Genomic DNA, 21,926 nt, shown 5'->3' with positions numbered 1-21,926 from the left:
TTTAATTATTAATTAAAAAAGCTCACCGGGATTTCTAGGTACCGCAATATTCAGATGTTTATACGCTTTCTCCGTAACTTCTCTCCCTCTTGGAGTTCTGATAATAAATCCTTCCTGAATTAAAAAAGGTTCATAAACTTCCTCCAATGTTTCCGGATTTTCCGCAATAGATGTTGCCAATGCGGAAATCCCTACAGGTTTTCCTTTAAAATTCTCAATCATTACACGCATGATTTTATTATCCATCTCATCCAATCCGAATTCATCTACATTTAAAGAATTTAGAGCATATTTGGTGATTCCTATTTCGATTTCACCGTCTCCTTTTATTTCTGCAAAATCACGAACTCTTCTTAAAAGTGCATTGGCAATTCTTGGCGTTCCGCGGCTTCTTCTTGCGATTTCAATGGCGGCATCTTCATAAATTTTAACGCCCAAAACTCTTGCACTTCGGATAATAATGGTAGACAAAAGTTCAATCGTATAATATTCCAACCTGCTTTGAATACCAAATCTCGCCAACATTGGTTTGGTCAGCATTCCGCTTCTGGTCGTTGCTCCGACCAATGTGAAAGGATTTAATCCGATCTGAACACTTCTTGCATTCGGGCCGGTTTCCAGCATAATATCGATTTTATAATCTTCCATTGCAGAATAGAGATATTCTTCAACTACAGGCGATAAACGGTGAATTTCATCAATGAATAGTACATCGTTTTCTTCCAGATTAGTCAGTAATCCTGCCAAACTTCCGGGTTTATCCAAAACCGGACCTGATGTAATTTTGCAGCTTACGCCAAGCTCGTTCGCAATAATATTTGCTAAAGTTGTTTTTCCCAAACCGGGAGGACCATGCAGCAAAACATGATCGAGCGCTCCGCCACGTCTTTTGGCAGCGGTAACAAAAACTTCAAGATTTTCCAGGGTTTTTCGCTGTCCGGCGAAATCCTTAAAACTCTGCGGACGAATCTGCTCTTCCTGCATGAGCTCTTCGTGGGAAAAATTGTCTTTATCTGGATGTAAAAAATCGGGCATTAATTCAGTTTCATTTACCGTAAAGATAGGAAATTTAGGTTAAAATTTAGATTAATTTAAGGCTGAGGTTAAGGTTTAGGTTAAGATTGGACGCCTGACCTTTCATCATTTACAAGATTGATATATTTTAAGTATTTTTGAAAGGAGAATTTTAAATATAAAAATTACTTAGCTTCTAATTATCGTTTAGATTCGTACGGAATGACAAACTACACGTTCTTTTTGTCATTCCGTAGGAATCTAAGCAAAGTACATTAAAAGAAAAGTTTAGCTTTTAAACTAAATAAATGAAACTTATAGGCCCTTTCAAGCAAGTTGTAACACTTGCCAATCTTCCTTTAAGAGGAAAACTTTCTGACGAACAACTCGAAATTATTGTTGATGGCGGAATTTTAATTAATGAAAATACAATTCAGAAAATAGGAAATTTCGAAACCTTAAAATCTGAAAATCAAAATATAGAGATTGAATATGTAGAAGACGAGCAAATCGTACTTCCTGCGTTTGTAGATTCTCATACTCATATCTGTTTTGGCGGAAACCGTGCTAATGATTTTGCTATGCGAAATGCCGGGAAAACTTATCTTGAAATCGCCGAAAGTGGGGGCGGAATCTGGAGCTCAGTACAACATACACGAAGCGCTTCGGAAGAAGATTTATTAAAAACTTTACTGGAACGAATAGACTTTTTAATTTCTCTTGGAATTACAACTATTGAAGTAAAAAGTGGTTATGGTTTGGATGTTGAAAACGAGCTGAAAATGCTTCGGATGATTAAAAAAGCTCAGGAACAGACAAAGGCTACTTTAGTGCCAACTTGTCTTTCAGCGCATTTAAAACCTAGAGATTTTTCGGGTAGCAATGAAGACTATTTAAATTATATTTTAACCGAAATTTTACCAAAAGTAAAAGAAGAAAACCTTGCAAAACGAGTAGATATTTTTATTGAAAAATCTGCTTTTCAGCCAGAGGAAAGTAAAGTATTTTTGCGTAAAACTAAAGACTTAGGTTTTGAAATTACCGTTCATGCAGACCAGTTTACACCGGGAAGTTCCAGAATCGCTGTTGAAGTTGGCGCGAAATCTGCAGACCATCTCGAAGCTACAATTGATGAAGATATTGAGTTCTTGGCACAATCTGAAACCGTGGCGACCGCTTTACCAGGGGCTAGTTTAGGTTTAGGTGAAAAATTTACTCCTGCCAGAAAATTATTGGATGCAGGTGCTATTGTTGCCATTGCAAGTGACTGGAACCCAGGTTCGGCACCGATGGGAAATTTAATTACACAGGCCTCAATTTTAGCAACATTTGAAAAGTTAACCACTGCAGAAGTTTTAGCAGGAATGACATTCCGTTCTGCTTTTGGATTAGGCTTGGAAGACAGAGGGCAACTGAAGTCAGGATTAAAGGCCGACTTTGTAACGTATAAAACCAACAATTTCCAGAATGTTCTTTATAATCAGGGGAGCTTGAAGGCTGATAGTGTTTATATCGACGGAGCTAAGATTTAATGAAAAGGATACTTATTATTTTATCTCAATAATTGCATTAATTGTCCTTCAGTATTTCTTGTCATTGTTTTGGTTTTACAAATTGCAACAAAAAGAATGGGAGATACGTCATCTGGTTTTAAGGATGTTTTAATTATAATAATTTGGTTATCGGGAATTGTTTCAATAATCTATATGATTATTAAATTTTTGATAATTGTTTACAGACACAAATAAAAGCAAAACAAAATATGGGAATTTTAAATAAAATTTTCGGTAAAAATGAAGAGAAGGAAGAATCCGAAATCATGACGTATAAAGATTTTTGGGATTGGTTTATAACTAAAGAGAAAGAATTTTTTCAGATTATAAAAAGCCAGAATAATATCGAAGCCAATTTTTTTGATGTTATAGCACCAAAGCTTAAGGAGATTAATAGCGGATATTATTTCCTTGCAGGAATGAGCGATGATGCTATCGCGGAACTAATTATTACGGTAGAAGGTGATATTAAAAATATAGTTTTTGCTGAAGAGATTATTGCGGCAGCTCCATTACTTAACCATTGGAAATTTACTGCACTGAAACCTGAAATGAATCTTACAAGCGGAATTGAAATGGACGGGAAGAAATTTTCAAGTGAAAATATTTTCTTCTACGAAAATGAAATCGAAGGTTACCCAGACGAAATAGACATCACTTTTGTCTACGAAAATACAATTGATGAAAACAAAGATTCCGTTGTGACAGGAGTCTGCGTTTTTCTGGATAATTTTTTAGGTGAGCTGAATTTTGCCACTCAAATTGATACCTTTAATGTAATTGATAAGAGTGATGCTCAAAAAGAATTGGTACCGGTTACGAAACTGAAAGACTTTTTGTCTTGGCGAGAAAGAGAGTTTACAGAGAAATATAAAAATGTGAAAAACTTTGATGAAGAAGATCGGTTTTCTGTTTTTGAAGCCACTTTAAAAAACGGTTTACCTCTTATTGCGACAATCAATACGTCTTTGTTAAACTATGATTCTAAAGCTTCATATCCGTGGATTTCTATTTTGAAAGTTCAGTATGACGGAGCCAATAATAACAGACTTCCGGAAAAGAAAGATTACGAAAAGCTAAGCGATATAGAGGAAAAGATTATCGAAGAATTGAAGATCGAAGACGGTCATCTATACATAGGAAGAGAAAATGCAGACAATTTGAAAGAGAGTTATTTTGCAAGCAAAGATTTCAGAAAACCTTCAAAAGTTTTGAAAAAAGCAATGGAGAATTATCCTGAATATAAAATGACACTCGAAATTTATAAAGACAAATATTGGCAGAGTTTTGAACGCTATAATGTAAATCAAAATTAAATTAAAATCATGATTTGGCAAGGAAGATTAGACGGTGAAGAACTGCTTCATCACAGAATATTTCAGAGAGTAAAAGAAGAGAATAATTACGATACTATTTCAACTAATGATTTCGTTTTACACGGATTTGCCGTTGATGAAGGTGTTCGCAGAAATAAAGGAAGACAAGGTGCAAAAGATGCTCCGGATGTGATCAGAAAAAATATGAGCAATTTTCCGGTGATTCGTCCGGATTTTTCACTTCTTGATTTTGGAAATATTACCTGTGAAGACGGAAATCTGGAAAATGCACGGAATGAACTGGCGAAAAATGTTTCTAAAGTTTTGCTAAAAGGAGGTAAATCGTTGGTTCTTGGTGGAGGCCATGAAGTCACATTTGGCCATTATCGCGGTGTGAGAACTGCCTTTCAGGAACAGAAAATTGGGATTATCAATTTTGATGCTCATTTTGATAACAGACAGCCTGAAGATGGGATAGGAGGAAGCTCGGGAACAGGTTTTTGGCAAATTGCTCAGGAAGGCGAGATCAATTCTTTACATATAGGAATCCAGAGAAATTCGAATACGCTAAAACTTTTTGATACCGCACACCAATTTGGGATGAAATATATCTTGGCGGATGAATTGTTTTTCGAAAACCTTCCGTCAATATATGAAAGAGTCAATGAATTGGCAGAGTCGGTCGACTTTCTTTATGTAACGATTTGTATGGATGTCTTTAATGCGGCCATTGCGCCGGGTGTTTCTGCTTCGGCTTACAACGGGATTTTTGCAGATTCAGCATTCATGCATTTGTACAGACATATTCTTAAAAATGAAAAACTAATTGCTTTAGATATTGCAGAAGTTAACCCCAGTTTTGATATTCAGGATCATACCGCAAGATTGGCTGCAAGTCTGGCGAACGAATGGTTTATGATTTAGCATTAGTGAATACACTTCATAGAATTTATCATTAATTAAATAGGGTATAAGGAACACTATTTGTTGCCTTAAAAATGCTTTATCCAAAAGCAGAAGATTCAAGATTCTGAATCTTTAAAAATGGAAATGTAACATGGAAAATTTAATAGAAAACAAGCTGTTAAAAGCTGACGAGGCTTTTCAGGAATGGAAAAAAGTTCCGTTTGAAGAAAAGCAAAAACTTATTGCAAAAGCTGCCGAAATTTTTAAGAATAAATCAGAAGTCTTTGGTGAATTGATTACCAATGAAATGAATAAACCCATTTCACAAGCTATTTCGGAGGTTGAGAAATGTGCGTTAATGATGAATTATTATGCGGATGCTCAAAATATTTTAAGACCTGAAAAAATAGAATCTGAATATGAAATTTCAGAAATTCATTATGTTCCGAAAGGAGTAATCTTGGGAGTGATGCCTTGGAATTTCCCTTTTTGGCAGGTTTTAAGATTTGCAACACCCGCAATTTTAGCTGGAAATACAGTGGTTTTAAAACACGCATCCATCTGTTTCGGAAGCGGAAATGCGATAGAAAAAGTTTTTGTTGAAGCCGGTTTTCCTGAAGGAGTTTTCCAGAATCTTGAAGTGGGTCATGGTGACGTGAAAGAAATTTTAGAATATAAAACTATTAAAGGGGTAAGTCTTACAGGAAGCGAAAAAGCCGGTGCTGAAGTCGCTGCAACCGCGGGAAAAAATATCAAAAAATCTCTGCTTGAATTAGGTGGAAGTGATGCTTTTATCGTTTTGGATGATGCTGATTTGGATGAAGCAGCTAAAGTAGGAGCTTTGGCACGATTACAAAATTGCGGACAAACCTGTGTTGCAGCAAAAAGATTTATTATCCAAAGAGAAGTAGAGTTTGATTTTCTTCCAAAATTCATTGAAGAATATAAAAAATATGTTCCTGCAGATCCGATATTGAAAGAAACAAAATTGGGCGGTATGGCAAGACCTGATCTGGCAGATGATCTTGAAAAACAATATCAGAAAGCATTAGATCACGGTGCTGAAGCTATTATTCCTCTTGAAAGGATTTCTGAAAATGAATTTATTCCGGGATTGATCAGAGTGGAAGAAGGAAATCCTATTTTACAGGAAGAATTATTCGGTCCATTGGGCATGGTGCTGATTGCTCATAATGATGAAGAGGCATTAGAAATTGCCAATAATATTCCGTTTGGGTTATCCAATTCGGTATGGACGAAAAATGAAGAACGTCAGCAATTTTTTATTGATGGTTTAGAATCGGGAACAGTAAATATCAACAGAATGACAAGTTCTGACCCACGTTTTCCTTTTGGCGGAACCAAATCTTCAGGATATGGAACCGAGCTTTCTTTGTTGGCTTTAAAAGAGTTTGTGACAGCGAAAACAATATTGGGGAAATAGTTTTAAATTTTCTCAATAATTATAAAAAAAACCTCCCGAAAATTTTCGGGAGGTTTTTGGTTTATCCTTTCTTCTGAAATGTAGAGAGTTTCAGTGCATCTTTAATCATCTTTCCCGGACGGAATATTGTTCTCACACTTTCTATGCTAGAAGAATTTACTTCTGCTGCAGTATCTCTTCCTTCACTGGAACCGCCTGCCTGTAAGGTAAAATATTCTCCTACATAAACAATTTTCCCGTCTGCTACATCATCGGCAATTTTAGAAAATGTACTTTCTAATACAGCAAGAATATCAGCTTTCGATACGGTGGAAACTGTAGAAGCATATTTGGCGAGATCTGCAAGAGTGGTCTCTCCGTTGCCTACAATATCGGCGTAAAATTTCTGTGGCGCATCAGGATCTTGGGGATTTCTTTTTTGAATAACGTTGAATGTAATAGGCATTTTTTTTCATTTTTTAGTGTTAAACATTTGCTCATTTGTAATACTAATGTACATTAAAAAAACAAACGAAATAACGCCTGTAGATAAACATCTACAGATGAAAATAAAGACTCTGAAAAATAAGACGTCTAACTTTAAATAATAAGACGTCTCATTTGATGAAGTTAGACGTCTAATATTTTCAACTAAGACGTCTCAATTTTTATTTGCGTATCTGCATCGTTTCAACTGAACTTATTGTAAAGGGAGATTTCCACTACACATTTTTAGCAATTCTTCTTTAAAAACAATAGGGTAAACCGTAATCTTTCATGTTTTTTTTTCGTAATATTTGTCACATATTTGTAGAGTTAAGAAAAAAGTATATATTTAACACGCTAAAACACAATCAATATGAAAAAAATCTATTGCTCAGGCTGTGCCTGATAATCACAGTCTCATTCATTATCTACTCCTGTAGAACAGACCATCTTCCCGAACAGGAAACTTTTAATAATAGCTCCGCTTTTCAGCTTACCTCAAAAAGGATTTCTTTAAGTGAAAGTAAGCACAAAGAAAAACTCGTTACTGAACTGGGTAAGGCTGAGGCTAATTTTAAGGTTCTTTCTAAAATTAATGTAAACGGTAGAGTGATCGATTACGGAAACGGGGTCTCTATCGATACCGATGATGTAGCCTATATCGAAAACGGATCTGATTATCATACTTACACTTTTCATATTACTAGGGAAAATGCTCCTGCTAATGCTCCCATAGAAAACCTTGTACTGAGCCCTCTTCCCAACGGAGGCTACAAAGCGTTGCTTATCTCCTACTTGCTTTCGCAGCAGGAAAAACAGATTATACTCAATGGTGGTGATGTAGATACAAAAGGCAAATCTTTAGTTACTGATTTAGGAAACGGAACATTTAGCGACATCATGGGTAAAAGCCAGGATTGTGGATATATAGAAGAGAAGGCTTATACCATTTGTAGTGAAAATGTGCATTATCATGGGGAGACAAACTGTAATGCTGATGTAAAATCTCAGCTTATCACTGTATATCTATGGGTATGCACAGACGTAAATGACGGAGATGGAAATACAGGAGGAGGCCACACGGGAAATAATAACGGCGGTGGAGTAGATTCTGGCAATCCAGCGGGGAACACTCCAACCGAACCCTGTAACGGAAATGGTGTGGCAACCGAACCCGTAGATCCTATTAATAACACAGGAAACGGAACCTGTACTGGTATACCCACAGATATTTTGTTGCCGCATCCCAACACTGTAGATCCTTGCAAAAAAACAAAAGCTTCAGTTACTGCCACTGATAATCTTTTGAAAGAACAAAGTATTTCAACAGAAGTACAATCTTTGGAAAATCATGCTGCTAATAGCTTCACAGAATACGGAATGGCAATTATTAATACTGGAACTACTACAATAGCGCAAGATCCTTATACAAATAATGATCCTAGTAACCCTGGAAGTGTAAGTATAACGATTCCTTCAGTAGGAGATTATATTGCTAGTGCACATACTCATCCGGATCATGGAGCAGCTCCACCATCCGCTAAAGACTTTTATCAAGATTTAAAAGATGCCAAAAACCATCCAACTTTTCAGGCAGGATTAGTTTTTGCAAATAATGGTACTAAATATGCTTTTGTTATCAATGATAGGGCAAAAGTAGAAGCTTTTTTAACTACTTATCCTTTTGAAGCTAATACAACTGACGGTGGAAGAATATTTAATGATTCATCGTTGGTGGGAAAAGACTTTCTAAATATATATGAAAATTATATGACTGGGCGCCTCAATGATTATTCTGGAAATCGCCAAGATGATGGATTAGAATCTGCCTTTACTTACATTTTAGAAAAATATGATATAGGTATCAGTTTGGCTAAATCGGATTCTAATGGCAATTTAAAATCTTTACATTCTGTATCTTTTGAACATACTATTACTGCTTCAGGAGGAAAGAAAATTACTGGCTATAAAGCACAACCTTGTCCTTAATATTTAAATAAATAATATTATTATGAAAACCAAAATTTTAACTATATTAATAATTACCATATTTTCTTTATTTAAATCCCAAATAGGGAACCCTATAAATATAACAGATTATCCAAATTTCTACAATCAAACTGTAAATAAATTAGATAATATTATTCCAAATAAAACTCTTTATTATAATCAGTCTCTTTCTGTGTTTCTTCAGGATTTGGCACAAAATAATATAACTATAAAAGCATATGATCCTGGTCCTTTTGATAATAATTTTTTAAAATTAATGTTTGTAGGTGACGCAGAGATTAGAACAGAAATTCGAAAATACAATTACGCTCAACCTTATATTACAATAACCTTTCAAGATCGCTTTAATTTCAAACAGGCTCAAGCAATTATCAATCAACATTATTGGTTTTGGAATACTTCATCCGAAAACTTCTATAAAGATTTAAAGGTTAAGAAAATTGAATTTTGGTATGTAAGAGGATTAACAGATAAAAGTATAAATCCTAAGTGATGAAAAATACGTTTCTAATTTTTATTGTGTTGTTCTGTTTCATGAATTGTAGTGTAAAGAAGCACTATCTTTCTACACTTGAAAATATAAAAATTTTTCCGGCAAATAAAGCTGATTCTGCAAAAATTGATGCTTATAATGATGCAGGTAATAGACAAGCAGAAGAATGTCTTAAATTAAAAAATGTAATTTGTATAGATGACAGTAGCAATATGTATTTGCATGCCCAATTTCCTAAGGGCGTCTATAATTTTAGAATTATTTTATTTAATAATTTTAAACTACCTAAAGATGCTTTAGAGGGAGAAAACCGTATAAGAATAACAGTCGGAACTAATAACACTATTGACAACATAGAAATATTAAAATACACTGATGAGAATACAAGAAAAGCTATTGAAGATGTTTTTAGATTAAAAGAACTTAATACTTGGAAATCTGCTAAAATTTATGGTATTCCAGTAAAAGAGCAATTTGAGATAAGTATTTTTGTTACAAATAAGTAATGACTGCTTCTAATAACTAACTTGAAATGAAAAAACTATTTCTATTTATTGTAGTACTTTGCTTATTAAGTAATTGTAATGCTAGGAAAAAAACACTTGTACATTATCTTTCTACATTGGAAAATGTAAAATTTATAGTTTCTAAAGAAGATTCTATAAAAATAGATAGTGTGAAACTTTCTTTACAGAAAACGCAGGAAAAAATAGATAGAGAAAAAAATGGAGGATGGATATGTTTTGAGTCAGAGGATAGGGCACAGTTCAAAGGAGGAATTACATTATTTAGAAAATTAATATTTGAAAAATTTAAAATTTCTACAGAGAGTAAAGAAGGGGAAAATCTTATTAGAATCACAATTGGTAAGGATAACAACTTGGAAATGGTAAAACTTCTAAAATATTCTGATGAAAATACTAAAAAACAAATAGAAGATATTTTCAAGTCTAAAGAATTTGATAATTGGTCATCTGCAAGATTGTATCGTATTCCCGTAAAACAACAATTCGAGATTAGTATTTTTATTAAAAAAAGATAATTAGAAGACTAATAATTTTACAATTGCCGTAAATAATCTTTCAGAAGAAATGTAAAAGACAAAAATTAAAACCTCCCGAAATTTTTCGGGAGGTTTTAATTTATATTAAAAACAATAATTAAATTGTTGTTAATCTCAATGTATTTGTTTTGCCACCTTCGTAAGACGGCGTTGCGTTGATGTTGATTACAAAATCTCCGGTTTCAATATAACCGTGATTGTGCGTCAACATATTTACCTGAATGATGGTTTCATCCGTAGGTTTGTTCATATCATAATAATATGCACGAACTCCCCAAAGTAAATTAAGCATTGTAATGACTCTCTTGTTTCCACTGTAAACAATGATGTGAGAGTTTGGTCTGTGTGCCGATAACTGGAATGCTGTATAACCAGAACTTGTAAGCGTTACAATTGCAGCAACATTGGTACTTTTTGCAATTCTTACTGCTGCAAGACAAACTCTGTTTGTAATGAAACGTTCGTCAATACAGTTATAATCTTTTTCCATAGGCTCGTTTTTGTTCTGATAGAAACTTGTCATTTCAATATTCTTCACAATTTTCGCCATGTTTTCAACTACTTGTACAGGATATCTACCAACAGAAGTTTCACCTGAAAGCATTACCGCATCAGCTCCGTCTAGTACAGAGTTGGCAACGTCATTTACTTCAGCTCTTGTAGGTGTTAAACTGTTTATCATCGTTTCCATCATCTGAGTTGCGATAATTACAGGTTTTGAGTAGAATCTTGCTCTTTCAACCAGATTTTTCTGAATCGCAGGAACTTCTTCCATAGGAACTTCTACGCCTAGATCTCCACGTGCAACCATCAAACCGTCACATTCCAATAGAATCTGATCGATATTTTTTACACCTTCCGGTTTTTCAATTTTAGCAATGATCGGCGTTTTGAATTTTCCGTTTGGATGTTTTTTTATTAATTCCTTCAAATCAATAATATCCTGTGCGTGACGAACAAATGATAAAGCGATCCAGTCAACCTCCATATCCAACATGAAATTGGCATCCTGAATATCTTTTTCCGTCAAAGCTGGAAGAGAAACGTTGGTATTGGGAAGGTTTACTCCTTTTTTAGAACTCAAAGGTCCACCTTGAATTGTTTTTGCTTTTACGGTATCTATTTTGTTGGTTTCAATAACCTCCAAAAGTAGTTTTCCGTCATCAATAAGGATTCTTTCACCCACATTTACATCCTGGGGAAACTGCTGATAAGTCATATAAACTTTAGTAGAATCTCCTTCAATTTTTTCGTTTGTAAACGTAAGAATGTCTCCCGGATTAAGGTAAGAACCTTCTTTTACAACGCCCACTCTTAATTTTGGACCTTGTAAATCTCCTAAAATACTTACGGAATAACCGTATTCTTTATTAAGATCTCTAATAATTTCTATATTGGAACGAACTAAATCGTAGTCGGCGTGAGAAAAGTTAATTCTAAAAACGTCAACACCCGCTCTCATCAATCCCAACATTACTTCCTTTGAAGAGGAAGCAGGTCCTAGTGTTGCAATAATTTTTGTCTTCTTTAAATACTTATTCATAATACTGTATTATTTGATAGAGTTCTTCTTCAGAACTCAAATTGTAATCTTGAATCGGAAACGCAAGATTTTCAGCCAGCAAAATTACGGAAAAATCAGGAAACTGTTCCGAACTGTGCAGAATATATTCTACATCTGGATGATTATTTAATAAAAATTTAATGTTTTCTTCTTCTGCGAAGAGTTCAGTTTGTAGTTTTTTTTGACTACTTTCTGAAGATCGGTTAGAGATAAATGTAAAGCAGGTCTTGGTGTACTTATGATAGCCTTCAAACCGTGGAAAATAAAAGTCATAATGAGTCCCATGATAAACAAGATCATTTATTCGCGAAAATTTTAGATCGTTGTATTGATTGATCTTAAAAAAAAACTCATGATCTGGTATATGTTTGACTAATCTTACCAAGGCTATGGCAATATCTTCAAATTCTATATCATCAAGATCATAAAGTTTTTGGATTTCCAAGTATATTTTCTTTTTTATTTAAAATATAAAATGCTCTTTGTGCAGCTTTTTCTTCTGCTTTTTTCTTTGAAGTTTCTGCGGCATTCGAAATTTTTTCGCTTCCCAGCCATACATGACATCGGAAGACGACTGATTTGTTTACCTGAATTTCTTCACAGGTTTCGTACTTTATATTCAGTTTCTTTTTCTGGCTCCATTCCAGCAAAAGACCTTTGTAGCTTACAATTTTATTCTCAAGCTTATTGATTTCTGTTGGCGTAAGAAGTCTATCCAAAACGATTTTTTTGCAAATTTCGTATTGGAAGTCCAAATAAACAGCACCAATTAACGCTTCAAAGAGATTTCCTGAAATGTTTTCTCCTAAAGCGACAGCATGATTATTTTTTTGTAAAAGATCGGTAAGCTTTAAATCTTCTCCTAATTTATTAAGATTCTTCCTATTTACAATTTTAGATTTCATCTGTGTCATATATCCTTCATTTGCTTTAGGATAAGTTTGAAACAGATGGCACGAAACAATTGTACCCAAAACAGAATCTCCTAAAAACTCAAGCCTTTCATAGTTGCTTTCCTGATTTTTAGAAGATGTTTTAATTGAAAAAGCTTCACGGTAAAAGCTGACATTTTGAACCTCAATCCCTAAAATTTTATTTAGTTCTGTGCTCAGGAAATAGTCTCTTTCCGTAAGTTGTCTTTTTCTTTTTTTGATAAGGAATTTAGAAAAGTATTTCTGTAACTCCATTCAGTAATAATTAGATTTTCTTAAAAAGAACGCAAGCATTGTGCCCACCAAATCCAAAAGTATTACTCATGGCAACTTTTACATCTTTTTTTACAGCGTTATTAAATGTGAAATTTAATCTGCTGTCGATGTTCTCATCATCAGTAAAATGGTTGATTGTAGGAGGAACAATACCATGAATAATAGTTCCTAAAGCAGCAATTGCTTCAATAACTCCGGCTGCACCCAGTAGGTGACCCGTCATTGATTTTGTAGAATTAATCTGAATGTCGTAAGCATGCTCACCCAATAATCTTGAAATTGCGCTAGATTCTGCAATATCCCCTAATGGAGTAGATGTACCATGCATATTGATGTGATCTACTTCATCAGCAGTTAAACCTGCATCTTCAAGACAATTTTTCATTACTAAATAAGCTCCTAAACCTTCAGGATGAGGCGCCGTCATGTGATGTGCATCTGCACTCATACCGCCACCCAATAATTCTGCATAGATTGTTGCACCACGCTTCACAGCGTGTTCGTATTCTTCAAGAATAATAGTACCCGCACCTTCGCCTAAAACAAAACCGTCTCGGTCTTTATCAAAAGGTCTTGAAGCTGTTGTGGGATCATCATTTCTTGTAGAAAGTGCCATCATTGCATTAAATCCTCCAACGCCACTTGCCGTAACGGCAGCTTCAGATCCTCCACAAACGATAACGTCTGCTTTGCCAAGCTGAATAAGCATTTTAGAATCAATTAATGCGTTTGCTGATGATGCACAAGCAGAAACTGTAGTATAATTGGGACCGTGGAAACCATATTCAATAGAAATATGTCCCGGGGTAATGTCCGCAATCATTTTAGGAATAAAGAAAGGGTTAAATCTTGGAATGTCTGTATTTGCCCAACCCAAAACTTCGGTTTCGAAAGTTTCTAAACCACCAATTCCTGATCCCCAGATCACTCCGACTCTGTTTTTATCAACATTGTCTTCCATGATTCTTGAATGGCTCACTGCTTCTCTTGCAGCAACCATCCCAAGCTGGGTGTTTCTATCCATTTTTTTAGCTTCTTTCTTATCGAAATGGTCTAATGGATTGAAGTTTTTCACCTCGCAAGCGAACTTCGTCTTAAAGTTTGTGGCATCAAAAAGAGTAATCGGAGCGGCACCGCTCTCGCCTTTTAAAAGACTTTCCCAGTATTCATTCGCATTATTACCGACGGGTGTTATTGCGCCAAAACCAGTTACAACTACTCTTTTTAATTCCATAAACTTTGTAAATTTCCTTTGTTGAAGAATATTATTTATTTACTACTTCTTCTATATAAGCGATAGCGTGCCCTACAGTAGTAATTTTTTCAGCTTGGTCATCAGGGATTTGAATGTTAAATTCTTTTTCAAATTCCATGATTAACTCAACTGTATCTAGTGAGTCTGCTCCTAAATCATTTGTGAAGCTAGCCTCAGGAGTTACTTCTGTTTCTTCAACGTCAAGCTTATCAGCGATGATAGCTTTTACTCTTGATGCAATGTCTGACATAGTAAATTATTTTTTTTATTGTTAGATGGTGCAAATATATAAAATTCTTTACGATAAAACATTTTTTTAACCTTTTTTGTCGGTGGAGTAATGATTATTTATTGCATTTTTTGGTAGTCTTTTCGTAATCAGGGTTTTATAGTTTTTATGTTTTTGCAGAGTTTTAAAATTATCTCTGATCTCGCTTGTAGTAACGCTATATTATAGGTGATTTACTTGTAAATAAATTATTGTTATTTTGATTGATTTTAAAATAGCTTTCTTATTCGAAAGCATTTGTTCTATATTTTATATTTGCGTTTTAAAATAAATATCAATGCCAATTGCTTCTCATATGCTGCTTCCGATGACAGATTTTGTAATAGAATACTATTCGCATGAAGGATATGCAGATCTTCATACCCTTAAGGTGATGAATAATTATGCTAAATTTCTGAAAATGCCTCTGTCCTTGGAAATGTTTGTGCCAACAGATCAGTTTGGTACTGTTTTGAAGGAGCCTAAAAATTATTCTGATTGGAAATCTCTTTCTCACAATAAGATATTGGATGAGAATGGTTCTCCTTCGATGCTTGACGAATATAAATATTATAATAAAGCAGAGAGTAAATGTCTATTTGATGATTTTAAGGTTGCGTACAATGGTTTTTCAGTTGTTAGAATCGTGGCTGCTTATAATAATGCTATTGAATTGTCTTTCAATAAGGTTGAAGGTAAATTTCAACATTACGTTACTATAGAATCTCTTCTGGCTTTTGATACTGTATTTCTTTCAACAACAGCCTTGAAAAAGATTGGATTAAAGATTTAGATTTGAATTTTTGAAATATATAACAAAAAAACAGGAACTTTTTAAGGTTCCTGTTTTTTTGTATTCAAGTGGAGTTGGAGGGATTCGAACCCTCGTCCAAACAAGCAATACATAAGATTTCTACATGCTTATTCTACTATTGATTTTCGACTGGAGGCAGAGAGCAGACGCCCAACTACCAGCTTATCTTCTAAGGTTTTCGAGTTTTAGCCGAAGTGTCTAAAACCTTATTTCCGCATTACTATATCCCAGAATCAAACGCCGCAGAACAGAGCATTTGTGGAATATCTTGCTTCCCTACTGAAATCTTCGGGAAAACGCTTGATCTACTATACTTCGATATTAAGCTGCAAGAGCGAACTCTTCGTTGCCAGTTAAAATTTTGTAGCAAGGGATTTAAGAGATCGCGCTACGGTTCTCTGCATGCTTACTTACCCATTGGTCTTGCTGTCGAAACCAGTCAACCCCATGTTTAAAGTGAATGCAAAGATACGGTTTTTGTTTAAATTCCATTAATATTGATGAAAGCTTTTTTAATTAAACTTATTATTTGGAGCTTTATCCCGCTTTTCATTACAATTCCTCATTACGCGGCTCCACTTCGTTCCGCCGCTCCATTGCGGGATTTTCATTGCAATCGGGGCTAGGGTTATTAGTATGTAATTTAAATACTTGGCAGCATCTACAAAGTGTGGTATAGATTATTTTAAGACATATTCATTATTATTACAGAATAAATCAAAAAAAATCTGCGCCATCTGCAAAATCTGCGGGATATTTTAAAATATAAAATTCCCATCAGTCTTTGAAGTCTTATTCAGGAACAACAAAAAAGTGCCGAAAATAATTCCGACACTTATATTCAAATTAAATTTTATCCTAAACCGAACATTAATCTCTGTTTTTTAACATAATCCAGCCAGATATTTGTACTGGTTTTTGGGTAACTCTATCTTCCCAACTTAATTTATACCAGTATGTTCCTGTAGGTAAAGGTCTGCCAATATATTTGCCGTCCCAAATCGGTGTTTTGGGTGATGCTTTGAATATTGTTTTTCCATATCGGTCAAAAATACCTCCTTCAAAATTTCCATATTTGCTAATTTCGCTAAAATCGATAACATCATTTTTACCATCACTATTTGGTGTAATGACATTTGCCATAAAGAACGTGTAATATTCAGCTGAAGTTTCACACGTTGCACCTTGGTATTTTACCTTTATAGAATATTGAGTGTTTTTCATTACACTGAATACATTTGAATTTTGCCACGTGATACCATTGTCTATCGAGTATTCTACGGGTAAAGTTCCGGTGTTTTTAATAATTATTGTTAATAGATTGTTATAGTATGTGATTTCTGTAATTTCTGGAATTACAATATATCCTACGGTTGCGTTGAAAGTTTTTGAACAAACTCCATTGTTGATGGTAACTGTATAATTTCCGGCTGTTGTTGTATTTATTGTTTGTGTTGTTGCTCCTGTGTTCCAGATGTAGGTGTAGTTAGGTCCGGCTCCTGCGTCCAAAACTCCTTTGTCGCCTTTGCAAATTTCAATACTGTGTAATGTTGAAACGATTTCCGGCACTACAGTAATGGTAATTGTTGCTGGATTTGCTGCTGCACACCCATTTGCTCCTATTCCGGTTACGGTGTAGGTTGTGGTGGTGGTTGGTGAAACAGTTTGCGTGTTGCCGTTGCCTGCTATTCCTGTCCATGTGTAAGTATTTGCTCCAATTGCGGTAAGAGTAGTAGATTCACCTTTACAAATTGTTGCTTTGATTGCTGAAATATTTATTACCGGAGGAGTGGTGTTTTTAATAACATTTACAGAAGCTTGTTTTGTACATCCATTTACAGTTGCGCTCGTAATGGTTAAAGTATAGGTTCCTGCATTATTTACAATTGGAGTTAGTGTATTTGCTCCTGAAACAATATTTCCACCTCCGGTTGCTGTCCATAAAAATGTAGCTCCGGGTTGAAAAGTAGAAAGTGTTGCATTTAAAGTGATCTGTGTATTGATGCAGTTTATTTCTCCTGGCGTATTAATAGTAACCAAAATTGCAGGATCCATAATTGTTGTTACAGATTTTGTGTATTGACAACCGTCTGGAGTTGTCACTGTTACGGTATGAATTCCCGGAGTATTTATTGTTGCTGTTGCTGTGGTTGTTCCGTTTGACCATAAAAATGTGTTTCCTGCTCCGTTTGCTGTCGCTGTTAATGTTGTTGAAGTGCCTTCGCAGAAATTTAATGTTCCAGAAATTTGAACATTAGGGTCTGTTCCCTGAACAATATTTATTGAAACGGGTTCACTTGTGCACGTTCCATTATTATGAATTAAAGTATATGTTCCAGGCGTAGTGATGGTTATTGTTTGTGTTGTTGCGCCATTTGACCAGGTATTTCCTGTTGCAAAATTTGATGTTAAAGTAACAGGAGTGTTATTACAAATTATATTAGATGAACTTGTAATTGTAGGAATTGGTTTTAAATTAACAATTAACTGTAATTCTGCAATTCTAGAACAAGAACCGGTTTTAACTAAAACATAAATAGTTGTATTTCCGGAGTTATAAGTTGTCGGAACCGGAATCGTGTTGCCGTTTTCTGCTAAAGCATCAGCTTGATTCTGGTAATAACTAAAGGTAACTCCGGGAGTGGTGCTTATGTTTGGTTGAGCTGAAACTAAATTAAATGTTCCTGTATTTGAGTTGGAACATAAACTTAAAGATGTGTTTTGCGTTACTGGAACTGCTCCTTGAGTAACTGTTACAGATTTTGTATACTGACAGTTTGTAGCAGTTGTTACAGTTACAGTGTATGTTCCGGGTGTAGAAACTGAAATTATATTTCCTGTAGCTCCGGTTGACCATACATAAGTGTTTCCTGTTCCATTAGAAGTTGCGGTTAAGTTAGAGGGAGATCCGCAAGTAATCAGATTGCCTGAAATTTGAAGGTTGGGATCAGCTTCCGTTGTTAAAGTGACTGAAGTAGGTGTGCTTGTACAAATTCCATTAGAAACAACTACTGAATAAGTTCCGCCAGTTGTTACGGTGATGGTTTGTGTTGTAGCACCGTTTGACCATGTGTTTCCTGTTACTGCGCTGGACGTTAATGTTACATTTCCTCCAAAGCATATTGTGGAAGATGAGCTTGTAATTGTCGGAGCAGAAAGTTGGGTAACATTTAATTGCAGTGTAATGACTTTTGCACACGTTGTCGATTTTACTCTCACATAAATTGTAGCATTTCCTGAAGTAAAAGTTGTTGGGGTAGCTATTGTGCTTGTATTTCCGGCAATAGCATCTGCCTGATTTACATAATAGTCGAACGTTACTCCTGGAGTTGTACTGATATTTGGTTCTGCAGTAGTTAAATTAAAAACCGCAGTGGTTGTATTGGAACAACTTGCTAATGTTGCATTTTGAGCTATTGGAACAACGCCTTGTGTAACCGTTGCAGATTTCGTGTATTGGCAATTTGCTAAAGTTTTTACAGTTACGGTGTAAGTTCCTGGAGCTGTCACGTTGATGGCAGCTGTTGTGGCTCCCGTTGACCATAGATATGTATTTCCTGTGCCGGTTGATGTAGCAGTAAGAGTAGTGGAGCTTGCATCACATAAAGTTAAATTACCGGTAATCTGCGGATTTGCGTCGGTGTCTTGAGTGATAATTATTGAAGCTTGTGGGCTAGTGCAGATTCCATTTGTGCTTGTTAAAGTGTAAGTACCGGGAGTTGTTACTGTGATGGATGGTGTAGTTTCTCCTGTTGACCATGTGTTTCCTGTAGCATTGTTAGAGGTTAGAACAATACTTCCTGCCGGACAAAGTTTTGTTGTGGGTGAGGATATTGAAGCGGTTAAACTCTTGTCTTTAAAAACAACAGCATTGGTTTGTTTGCAGGAGCTTGCTGTACTTGTTGGGTTGTTAGGATCTTGATAACTAATACTGTAGTAATAAGTTGCTGTTGTATTTACTGTGGTTGGGGTGGTTATAGGATTTGTTCCTGTTGCAGCATTGTTTGCGGTATTATAATAATTTACTGTGAAATTGGGATTTCCATTTAAAATTCCTGCAGATAGAGTACTAAAGTTAAAAGTTGCGGTATTTCCACAAATTCCAATTTCTCTTGGTGAGTTTGCGTTTGGTCCTGCCGTTCCTGGTGGAATAAAGGGATTCGGAGCAGTTGTGACATTAGTAAAAGGAGATACAAACGTTGCTGTTCCTCCCCATGTTAAATTAAAAGTAAATACAGTTGATGACCAGTTGTCAATATATAAATAATAGGTTTGGCCAGCGACAACATCCATGTATTTACAGTAAGGATTGGTATTTCCGGCTCCTGATGAAGTGTTGGTATTGGTCGTATTCATCCCGGTATTGGTGAAATTTCCCGAAGCATTACATCTTATTGGTGTACCCCTGTTAGAACAGGTAACATTAGGCCCGTAAAGTGCCCAGTCATAATCAACAGGTCCGGTTGGTACAAGATCGAAAGTTAAAGTTCCGCTTGTCGCAATAGTAAATTTGTACCATACGGAATGATTTTCAAAAGAAAGGCATCCGCCAAGTGTTTCATTAATATTTCCTATTCCTGAAGGAGTATAGTTGATGTTTGAATTTCCACAAACGGTGATCGCAGAGATACAGTCTTCCTGAGCAAAAACTGAAATATGGAAAACCAATAATAAAGAAAAGAGTAATTTTTTTATCATATCTAAAAAATTTAGAGTGTTTTTTTATTAAGCCATCAATAACTCAATATCGTTAAATAAAGAGTTTTTAAAGTGATTTTGGTGTGATTTTTTTAATTGCCGTAAGAGTCGACAGGATAGAGTAAATAGCTATTCATCATTGTGTTTTGTTTGGATTAGTTACAAATTTATATAAATAATGTTAATTAAGGTCTTTTTTTTAATAAAATTGCATTTTTTTATTAGTTATTAAGATTAATAAATGTGTAAAACACCTTATTTTTTAAATGAAATAAATAATATACAATAGGTGTTTTTGTTTTTTTAATCTTAAAGTTTTGTAGTTTCATAAAAAACCTTTAGTTTTGCAATCCAAAATGAGATGTAATATATGTTAATAATTCCAGTAAAAGACGGAGAGTCTATCGACAGAGCACTTAAAAAATATAAAAGAAAATTTGATAAAACGGGTACAGTTCGTCAATTAAGATCTAGACAAGCGTTTATCAAGCCTTCTGTAACTCTTAGACAAGCTAGATTAAAAGCGGCTTATAAGCAAAGAGGATTAAGCAAGGAAGAGCAAGCTTAAGAAATTTTCTTAAACACATACTAAATCACTTCTTAAATAGTTATATTTGAGAAGTGATTTTTTCGTTTTATACTTTACAACAATGCGAGATAAATTTTTGGATTATTTGCAGTTCGAAAAGAGGTATTCGCCTCATACCATTACAAGTTATCGTCGTGATCTTGACGATTTTTATTCTTTTTATCTTAAAACCGAATCTTCCGAGAATCTTCTGAATGCTGATAAAAAAGTAATCAGAAATTTTATCGTTGAACTGAGTGAAAACGGGATCTCAAAGAGAACGGTTAACCGGAAGCTTTCTACGCTTCGTAGTTTTTATTTATTTCTTCTAAAACTGGGTGAAATTAAAGTTTCTCCGGTCGAAACGGTATCATCACTAAAATTTTATCCTGAAAAACAAATTCCGCTCTCGCAGGATGAAATGGGAGTTTTGCAAAATGAAATTTTTTCTGAAGTCGAAGATTTGCTTGAGAAATCTATTGTCGAAATTCTATATCAGACAGGAATTCGAAAATCTGAACTTTGTGGCTTAATATTTGAAAGTGTAAACTTAGAAGAAAACCAACTGAAAATCGTAGGAAAAGGTAATAAAGAAAGATATATACCCATTTCTGAAAGTTTGAGTTCTTTGCTTAAAGACTATCTTAAGATACGGAAACCACAAGAGGAATTTAAATCTTATTTTTTTATCAATAAAAAGGGAAAAAAACTAACGGAAAAATTTGTCTATGTAGTAGTTAATAAGTACCTTAGTCTTGTTACTTCTAAGCAAAAAAGAAGTCCTCATATTTTAAGACACAGCTTCGCGACGCATGTTTTAGACAATGGGGCAGAGATATCAAAAGTTAAAAAAATATTGGGTCATTCTAGTCTTGCAAGCACACAAGTGTACACTAATGCCAATATTGAACAGTTGAAAAAAGTGTTTAATCAGTCTCATCCAAGAGCAATTAAAAAAGAAGAATTATGAAGATTTCAGTACAAGCAATCGGCTTAACTCCACACGAACCACTAGAGTCACATGTAGACAAGAAAGTAAGTAAACTAGGTACGTTTTATGACAAACTTCAGGAATGCAAAGTCTTCCTAAAAGTTGAAAACAATTCAGATAAAGCAAATAAAACCACCGAATTGATTTTGGTAGTTCCAGGTGACGATATCGTTGTAAAAAAGACATCTGCAAGCTTTGAAGAAAGTTTAGATCTATGTGTTGAAACTGCTAAGAAACTGTTAATCAAGAAAAAAGAATTAGCTTAATAAAAAAAGTAAAAAAACTTTAATAAAAAG

20 protein-coding genes and 1 other RNA gene are annotated in these 21,926 nt (G+C 34.7%); 12 read left to right on the top strand and 9 right to left on the bottom strand.

The window, feature by feature from the left end:
- Positions 1-12: 12 nt before the first annotated feature.
- A complete protein-coding gene (gene ruvB / locus EG358_RS18665; protein ID WP_076560183.1) occupies positions 13-1,035 on the bottom strand; it encodes a Holliday junction branch migration DNA helicase RuvB in 1,023 nt (340 codons plus the stop codon).
- A 287-nt stretch (positions 1,036-1,322) separates the two neighbouring features.
- Between ruvB and hutI the strand changes: the two genes are divergently transcribed.
- The 4 genes from hutI to EG358_RS18645 all read left to right on the top strand — a co-directional run bounded on the left by hutI (position 1,323) and on the right by EG358_RS18645 (position 6,233).
- Positions 1,323-2,546, top strand: coding sequence for an imidazolonepropionase (gene hutI, locus EG358_RS18660; RefSeq protein ID WP_076560181.1), 1,224 nt, complete (start codon positions 1,323-1,325; stop codon positions 2,544-2,546).
- A 230-nt stretch (positions 2,547-2,776) separates the two neighbouring features.
- Positions 2,777-3,883 (top strand): DUF695 domain-containing protein, encoded by a 1,107-nt coding sequence (locus EG358_RS18655; RefSeq protein ID WP_076560179.1) that lies wholly within the window; start codon positions 2,777-2,779, stop codon positions 3,881-3,883.
- 9 nt (positions 3,884-3,892) lie between these two features.
- A complete protein-coding gene (gene hutG, locus EG358_RS18650; RefSeq protein ID WP_076560177.1) occupies positions 3,893-4,807 on the top strand; it encodes a formimidoylglutamase in 915 nt (304 codons plus the stop codon).
- 133 nt (positions 4,808-4,940) lie between these two features.
- Positions 4,941-6,233 (top strand): aldehyde dehydrogenase family protein, encoded by a 1,293-nt coding sequence (locus EG358_RS18645; protein WP_076560175.1) that lies wholly within the window; start codon positions 4,941-4,943, stop codon positions 6,231-6,233.
- Between the two features lie 61 nt (positions 6,234-6,294).
- On the opposite strand, the gene EG358_RS18640 is transcribed toward EG358_RS18645, so the two are convergent.
- A complete protein-coding gene (locus EG358_RS18640; RefSeq protein ID WP_076560172.1) occupies positions 6,295-6,678 on the bottom strand; it encodes an HU family DNA-binding protein in 384 nt (127 codons plus the stop codon).
- Between the two features lie 407 nt (positions 6,679-7,085).
- Here EG358_RS18640 and EG358_RS18635 point away from each other — a divergent pair, with 407 nt between their 5' ends.
- The 4 genes from EG358_RS18635 to EG358_RS18620 are packed head-to-tail and all read left to right on the top strand — an operon-like array spanning position 7,086 to position 10,243.
- Positions 7,086-8,687 carry a hypothetical protein gene (locus tag EG358_RS18635; protein ID WP_123890159.1) on the top strand — a complete coding sequence of 534 codons (1,602 nt, stop codon included), beginning with the start codon at positions 7,086-7,088 and terminating at the stop codon, positions 8,685-8,687.
- A gap of 22 nt (positions 8,688-8,709) precedes the next feature.
- Positions 8,710-9,201, top strand: a complete 492-nt coding sequence (locus EG358_RS18630) for a hypothetical protein (RefSeq protein ID WP_076560168.1) — start codon at positions 8,710-8,712, stop codon at positions 9,199-9,201.
- The gene (locus EG358_RS18625) at positions 9,201-9,707 is read left to right on the top strand and encodes a hypothetical protein (RefSeq protein WP_123890156.1); all 507 of its coding nucleotides are present in this window, start codon (positions 9,201-9,203) and stop codon (positions 9,705-9,707) included. The genes EG358_RS18630 and EG358_RS18625 overlap by 1 nt, the downstream gene beginning before the upstream one ends.
- Before the next feature lie 26 nt (positions 9,708-9,733).
- A complete protein-coding gene (locus tag EG358_RS18620; RefSeq protein WP_076560164.1) occupies positions 9,734-10,243 on the top strand; it encodes a hypothetical protein in 510 nt (169 codons plus the stop codon).
- Positions 10,244-10,361: 118 nt separating this feature from the next.
- Here EG358_RS18620 and pyk read toward each other — a convergent pair whose 3' ends face one another.
- Genes pyk through EG358_RS18595 form a run of 5 tightly spaced genes read right to left on the bottom strand, consistent with a single transcriptional unit; the run spans position 10,362 to position 14,541 of the window.
- Positions 10,362-11,807, bottom strand: a complete 1,446-nt coding sequence (gene pyk / locus EG358_RS18615; protein WP_076560162.1) for a pyruvate kinase — start codon at positions 11,805-11,807, stop codon at positions 10,362-10,364.
- Positions 11,800-12,273 (bottom strand): IPExxxVDY family protein, encoded by a 474-nt coding sequence (locus EG358_RS18610; RefSeq protein ID WP_076560160.1) that lies wholly within the window; start codon positions 12,271-12,273, stop codon positions 11,800-11,802. Before EG358_RS18610 ends, pyk begins: the two co-directional genes overlap by 8 nt.
- On the bottom strand, positions 12,251-13,015 hold the full coding sequence (gene rnc / locus EG358_RS18605; RefSeq protein WP_076560158.1) for a ribonuclease III: 765 nt from the start codon (positions 13,013-13,015) through the stop codon (positions 12,251-12,253). Before rnc ends, EG358_RS18610 begins: the two co-directional genes overlap by 23 nt.
- Before the next feature lie 10 nt (positions 13,016-13,025).
- A complete protein-coding gene (fabF, locus tag EG358_RS18600) occupies positions 13,026-14,270 on the bottom strand; it encodes a beta-ketoacyl-ACP synthase II (RefSeq protein ID WP_076560156.1) in 1,245 nt (414 codons plus the stop codon).
- A gap of 31 nt (positions 14,271-14,301) precedes the next feature.
- Positions 14,302-14,541, bottom strand: a complete 240-nt coding sequence (locus EG358_RS18595; RefSeq protein WP_002976354.1) for an acyl carrier protein — start codon at positions 14,539-14,541, stop codon at positions 14,302-14,304.
- Between the two features lie 316 nt (positions 14,542-14,857).
- On the opposite strand from EG358_RS18595, the gene EG358_RS18590 reads away from it, so the two are divergent.
- Complete coding sequence (locus tag EG358_RS18590) at positions 14,858-15,352, top strand: hypothetical protein (protein WP_076560154.1); 495 nt, start codon at positions 14,858-14,860, stop codon at positions 15,350-15,352.
- A gap of 66 nt (positions 15,353-15,418) precedes the next feature.
- On the opposite strand, the gene ssrA is transcribed toward EG358_RS18590, so the two are convergent.
- Together ssrA and EG358_RS18580 are read right to left on the bottom strand one after the other, a co-directional pair.
- Positions 15,419-15,820, bottom strand: a transfer-messenger RNA (tmRNA) gene (gene ssrA, locus EG358_RS18585).
- A gap of 423 nt (positions 15,821-16,243) precedes the next feature.
- Positions 16,244-20,071, bottom strand: coding sequence for a T9SS type B sorting domain-containing protein (locus EG358_RS18580; RefSeq protein WP_076560152.1), 3,828 nt, complete (start codon positions 20,069-20,071; stop codon positions 16,244-16,246).
- A 370-nt stretch (positions 20,072-20,441) separates the two neighbouring features.
- On the opposite strand from EG358_RS18580, the gene rpsU reads away from it, so the two are divergent.
- The 3 genes from rpsU to EG358_RS18565 all read left to right on the top strand — a co-directional run bounded on the left by rpsU (position 20,442) and on the right by EG358_RS18565 (position 21,896).
- Positions 20,442-20,639: a 30S ribosomal protein S21 gene (rpsU, locus tag EG358_RS18575; RefSeq protein WP_034702010.1), complete on the top strand. Its 198-nt coding sequence runs from the start codon at positions 20,442-20,444 to the stop codon at positions 20,637-20,639.
- An 82-nt stretch (positions 20,640-20,721) separates the two neighbouring features.
- A complete protein-coding gene (locus tag EG358_RS18570; protein ID WP_076560150.1) occupies positions 20,722-21,609 on the top strand; it encodes a tyrosine-type recombinase/integrase in 888 nt (295 codons plus the stop codon).
- Positions 21,606-21,896, top strand: a complete 291-nt coding sequence (locus EG358_RS18565; RefSeq protein WP_076560148.1) for an HPF/RaiA family ribosome-associated protein — start codon at positions 21,606-21,608, stop codon at positions 21,894-21,896. The genes EG358_RS18570 and EG358_RS18565 overlap by 4 nt, the downstream gene beginning before the upstream one ends.
- Positions 21,897-21,926 lie beyond the last annotated feature (30 nt).

The organism is Chryseobacterium indoltheticum, assembly GCF_003815915.1.
Classification (GTDB): domain Bacteria; phylum Bacteroidota; class Bacteroidia; order Flavobacteriales; family Weeksellaceae; genus Chryseobacterium; species Chryseobacterium indoltheticum.
This window is presented reverse-complemented; position numbering and strand designations above follow the sequence as displayed.

Bases quoted from the DNA above. Each gene is read 5' to 3' on its own strand.
- ruvB (WP_076560183.1), bottom strand. From the start codon at position 1,035: ATGCCCGATTTTTTACATCCAGATAAAGACAATTTTTCCCACGAAGAG.
- hutI (WP_076560181.1), top strand. From the start codon at position 1,323: ATGAAACTTATAGGCCCTTTCAAGCAAGTTGTAACACTTGCCAATCTT.
- EG358_RS18655 (WP_076560179.1), top strand. From the start codon at position 2,777: ATGGGAATTTTAAATAAAATTTTCGGTAAAAATGAAGAGAAGGAAGAA.
- hutG (WP_076560177.1), top strand. From the start codon at position 3,893: ATGATTTGGCAAGGAAGATTAGACGGTGAAGAACTGCTTCATCACAGA.
- EG358_RS18645 (WP_076560175.1), top strand. From the start codon at position 4,941: ATGGAAAATTTAATAGAAAACAAGCTGTTAAAAGCTGACGAGGCTTTT.
- EG358_RS18640 (WP_076560172.1), bottom strand. From the start codon at position 6,678: ATGCCTATTACATTCAACGTTATTCAAAAAAGAAATCCCCAAGATCCT.
- EG358_RS18630 (WP_076560168.1), top strand. From the start codon at position 8,710: ATGAAAACCAAAATTTTAACTATATTAATAATTACCATATTTTCTTTA.
- EG358_RS18625 (WP_123890156.1), top strand. From the start codon at position 9,201: ATGAAAAATACGTTTCTAATTTTTATTGTGTTGTTCTGTTTCATGAAT.
- EG358_RS18620 (WP_076560164.1), top strand. From the start codon at position 9,734: ATGAAAAAACTATTTCTATTTATTGTAGTACTTTGCTTATTAAGTAAT.
- pyk (WP_076560162.1), bottom strand. From the start codon at position 11,807: ATGAATAAGTATTTAAAGAAGACAAAAATTATTGCAACACTAGGACCT.
- rnc (WP_076560158.1), bottom strand. From the start codon at position 13,015: ATGGAGTTACAGAAATACTTTTCTAAATTCCTTATCAAAAAAAGAAAA.
- fabF (WP_076560156.1), bottom strand. From the start codon at position 14,270: ATGGAATTAAAAAGAGTAGTTGTAACTGGTTTTGGCGCAATAACACCC.
- EG358_RS18595 (WP_002976354.1), bottom strand. From the start codon at position 14,541: ATGTCAGACATTGCATCAAGAGTAAAAGCTATCATCGCTGATAAGCTT.
- EG358_RS18590 (WP_076560154.1), top strand. From the start codon at position 14,858: ATGCCAATTGCTTCTCATATGCTGCTTCCGATGACAGATTTTGTAATA.
- EG358_RS18580 (WP_076560152.1), bottom strand. From the start codon at position 20,071: ATGATAAAAAAATTACTCTTTTCTTTATTATTGGTTTTCCATATTTCA.
- rpsU (WP_034702010.1), top strand. From the start codon at position 20,442: ATGTTAATAATTCCAGTAAAAGACGGAGAGTCTATCGACAGAGCACTT.
- EG358_RS18570 (WP_076560150.1), top strand. From the start codon at position 20,722: ATGCGAGATAAATTTTTGGATTATTTGCAGTTCGAAAAGAGGTATTCG.
- EG358_RS18565 (WP_076560148.1), top strand. From the start codon at position 21,606: ATGAAGATTTCAGTACAAGCAATCGGCTTAACTCCACACGAACCACTA.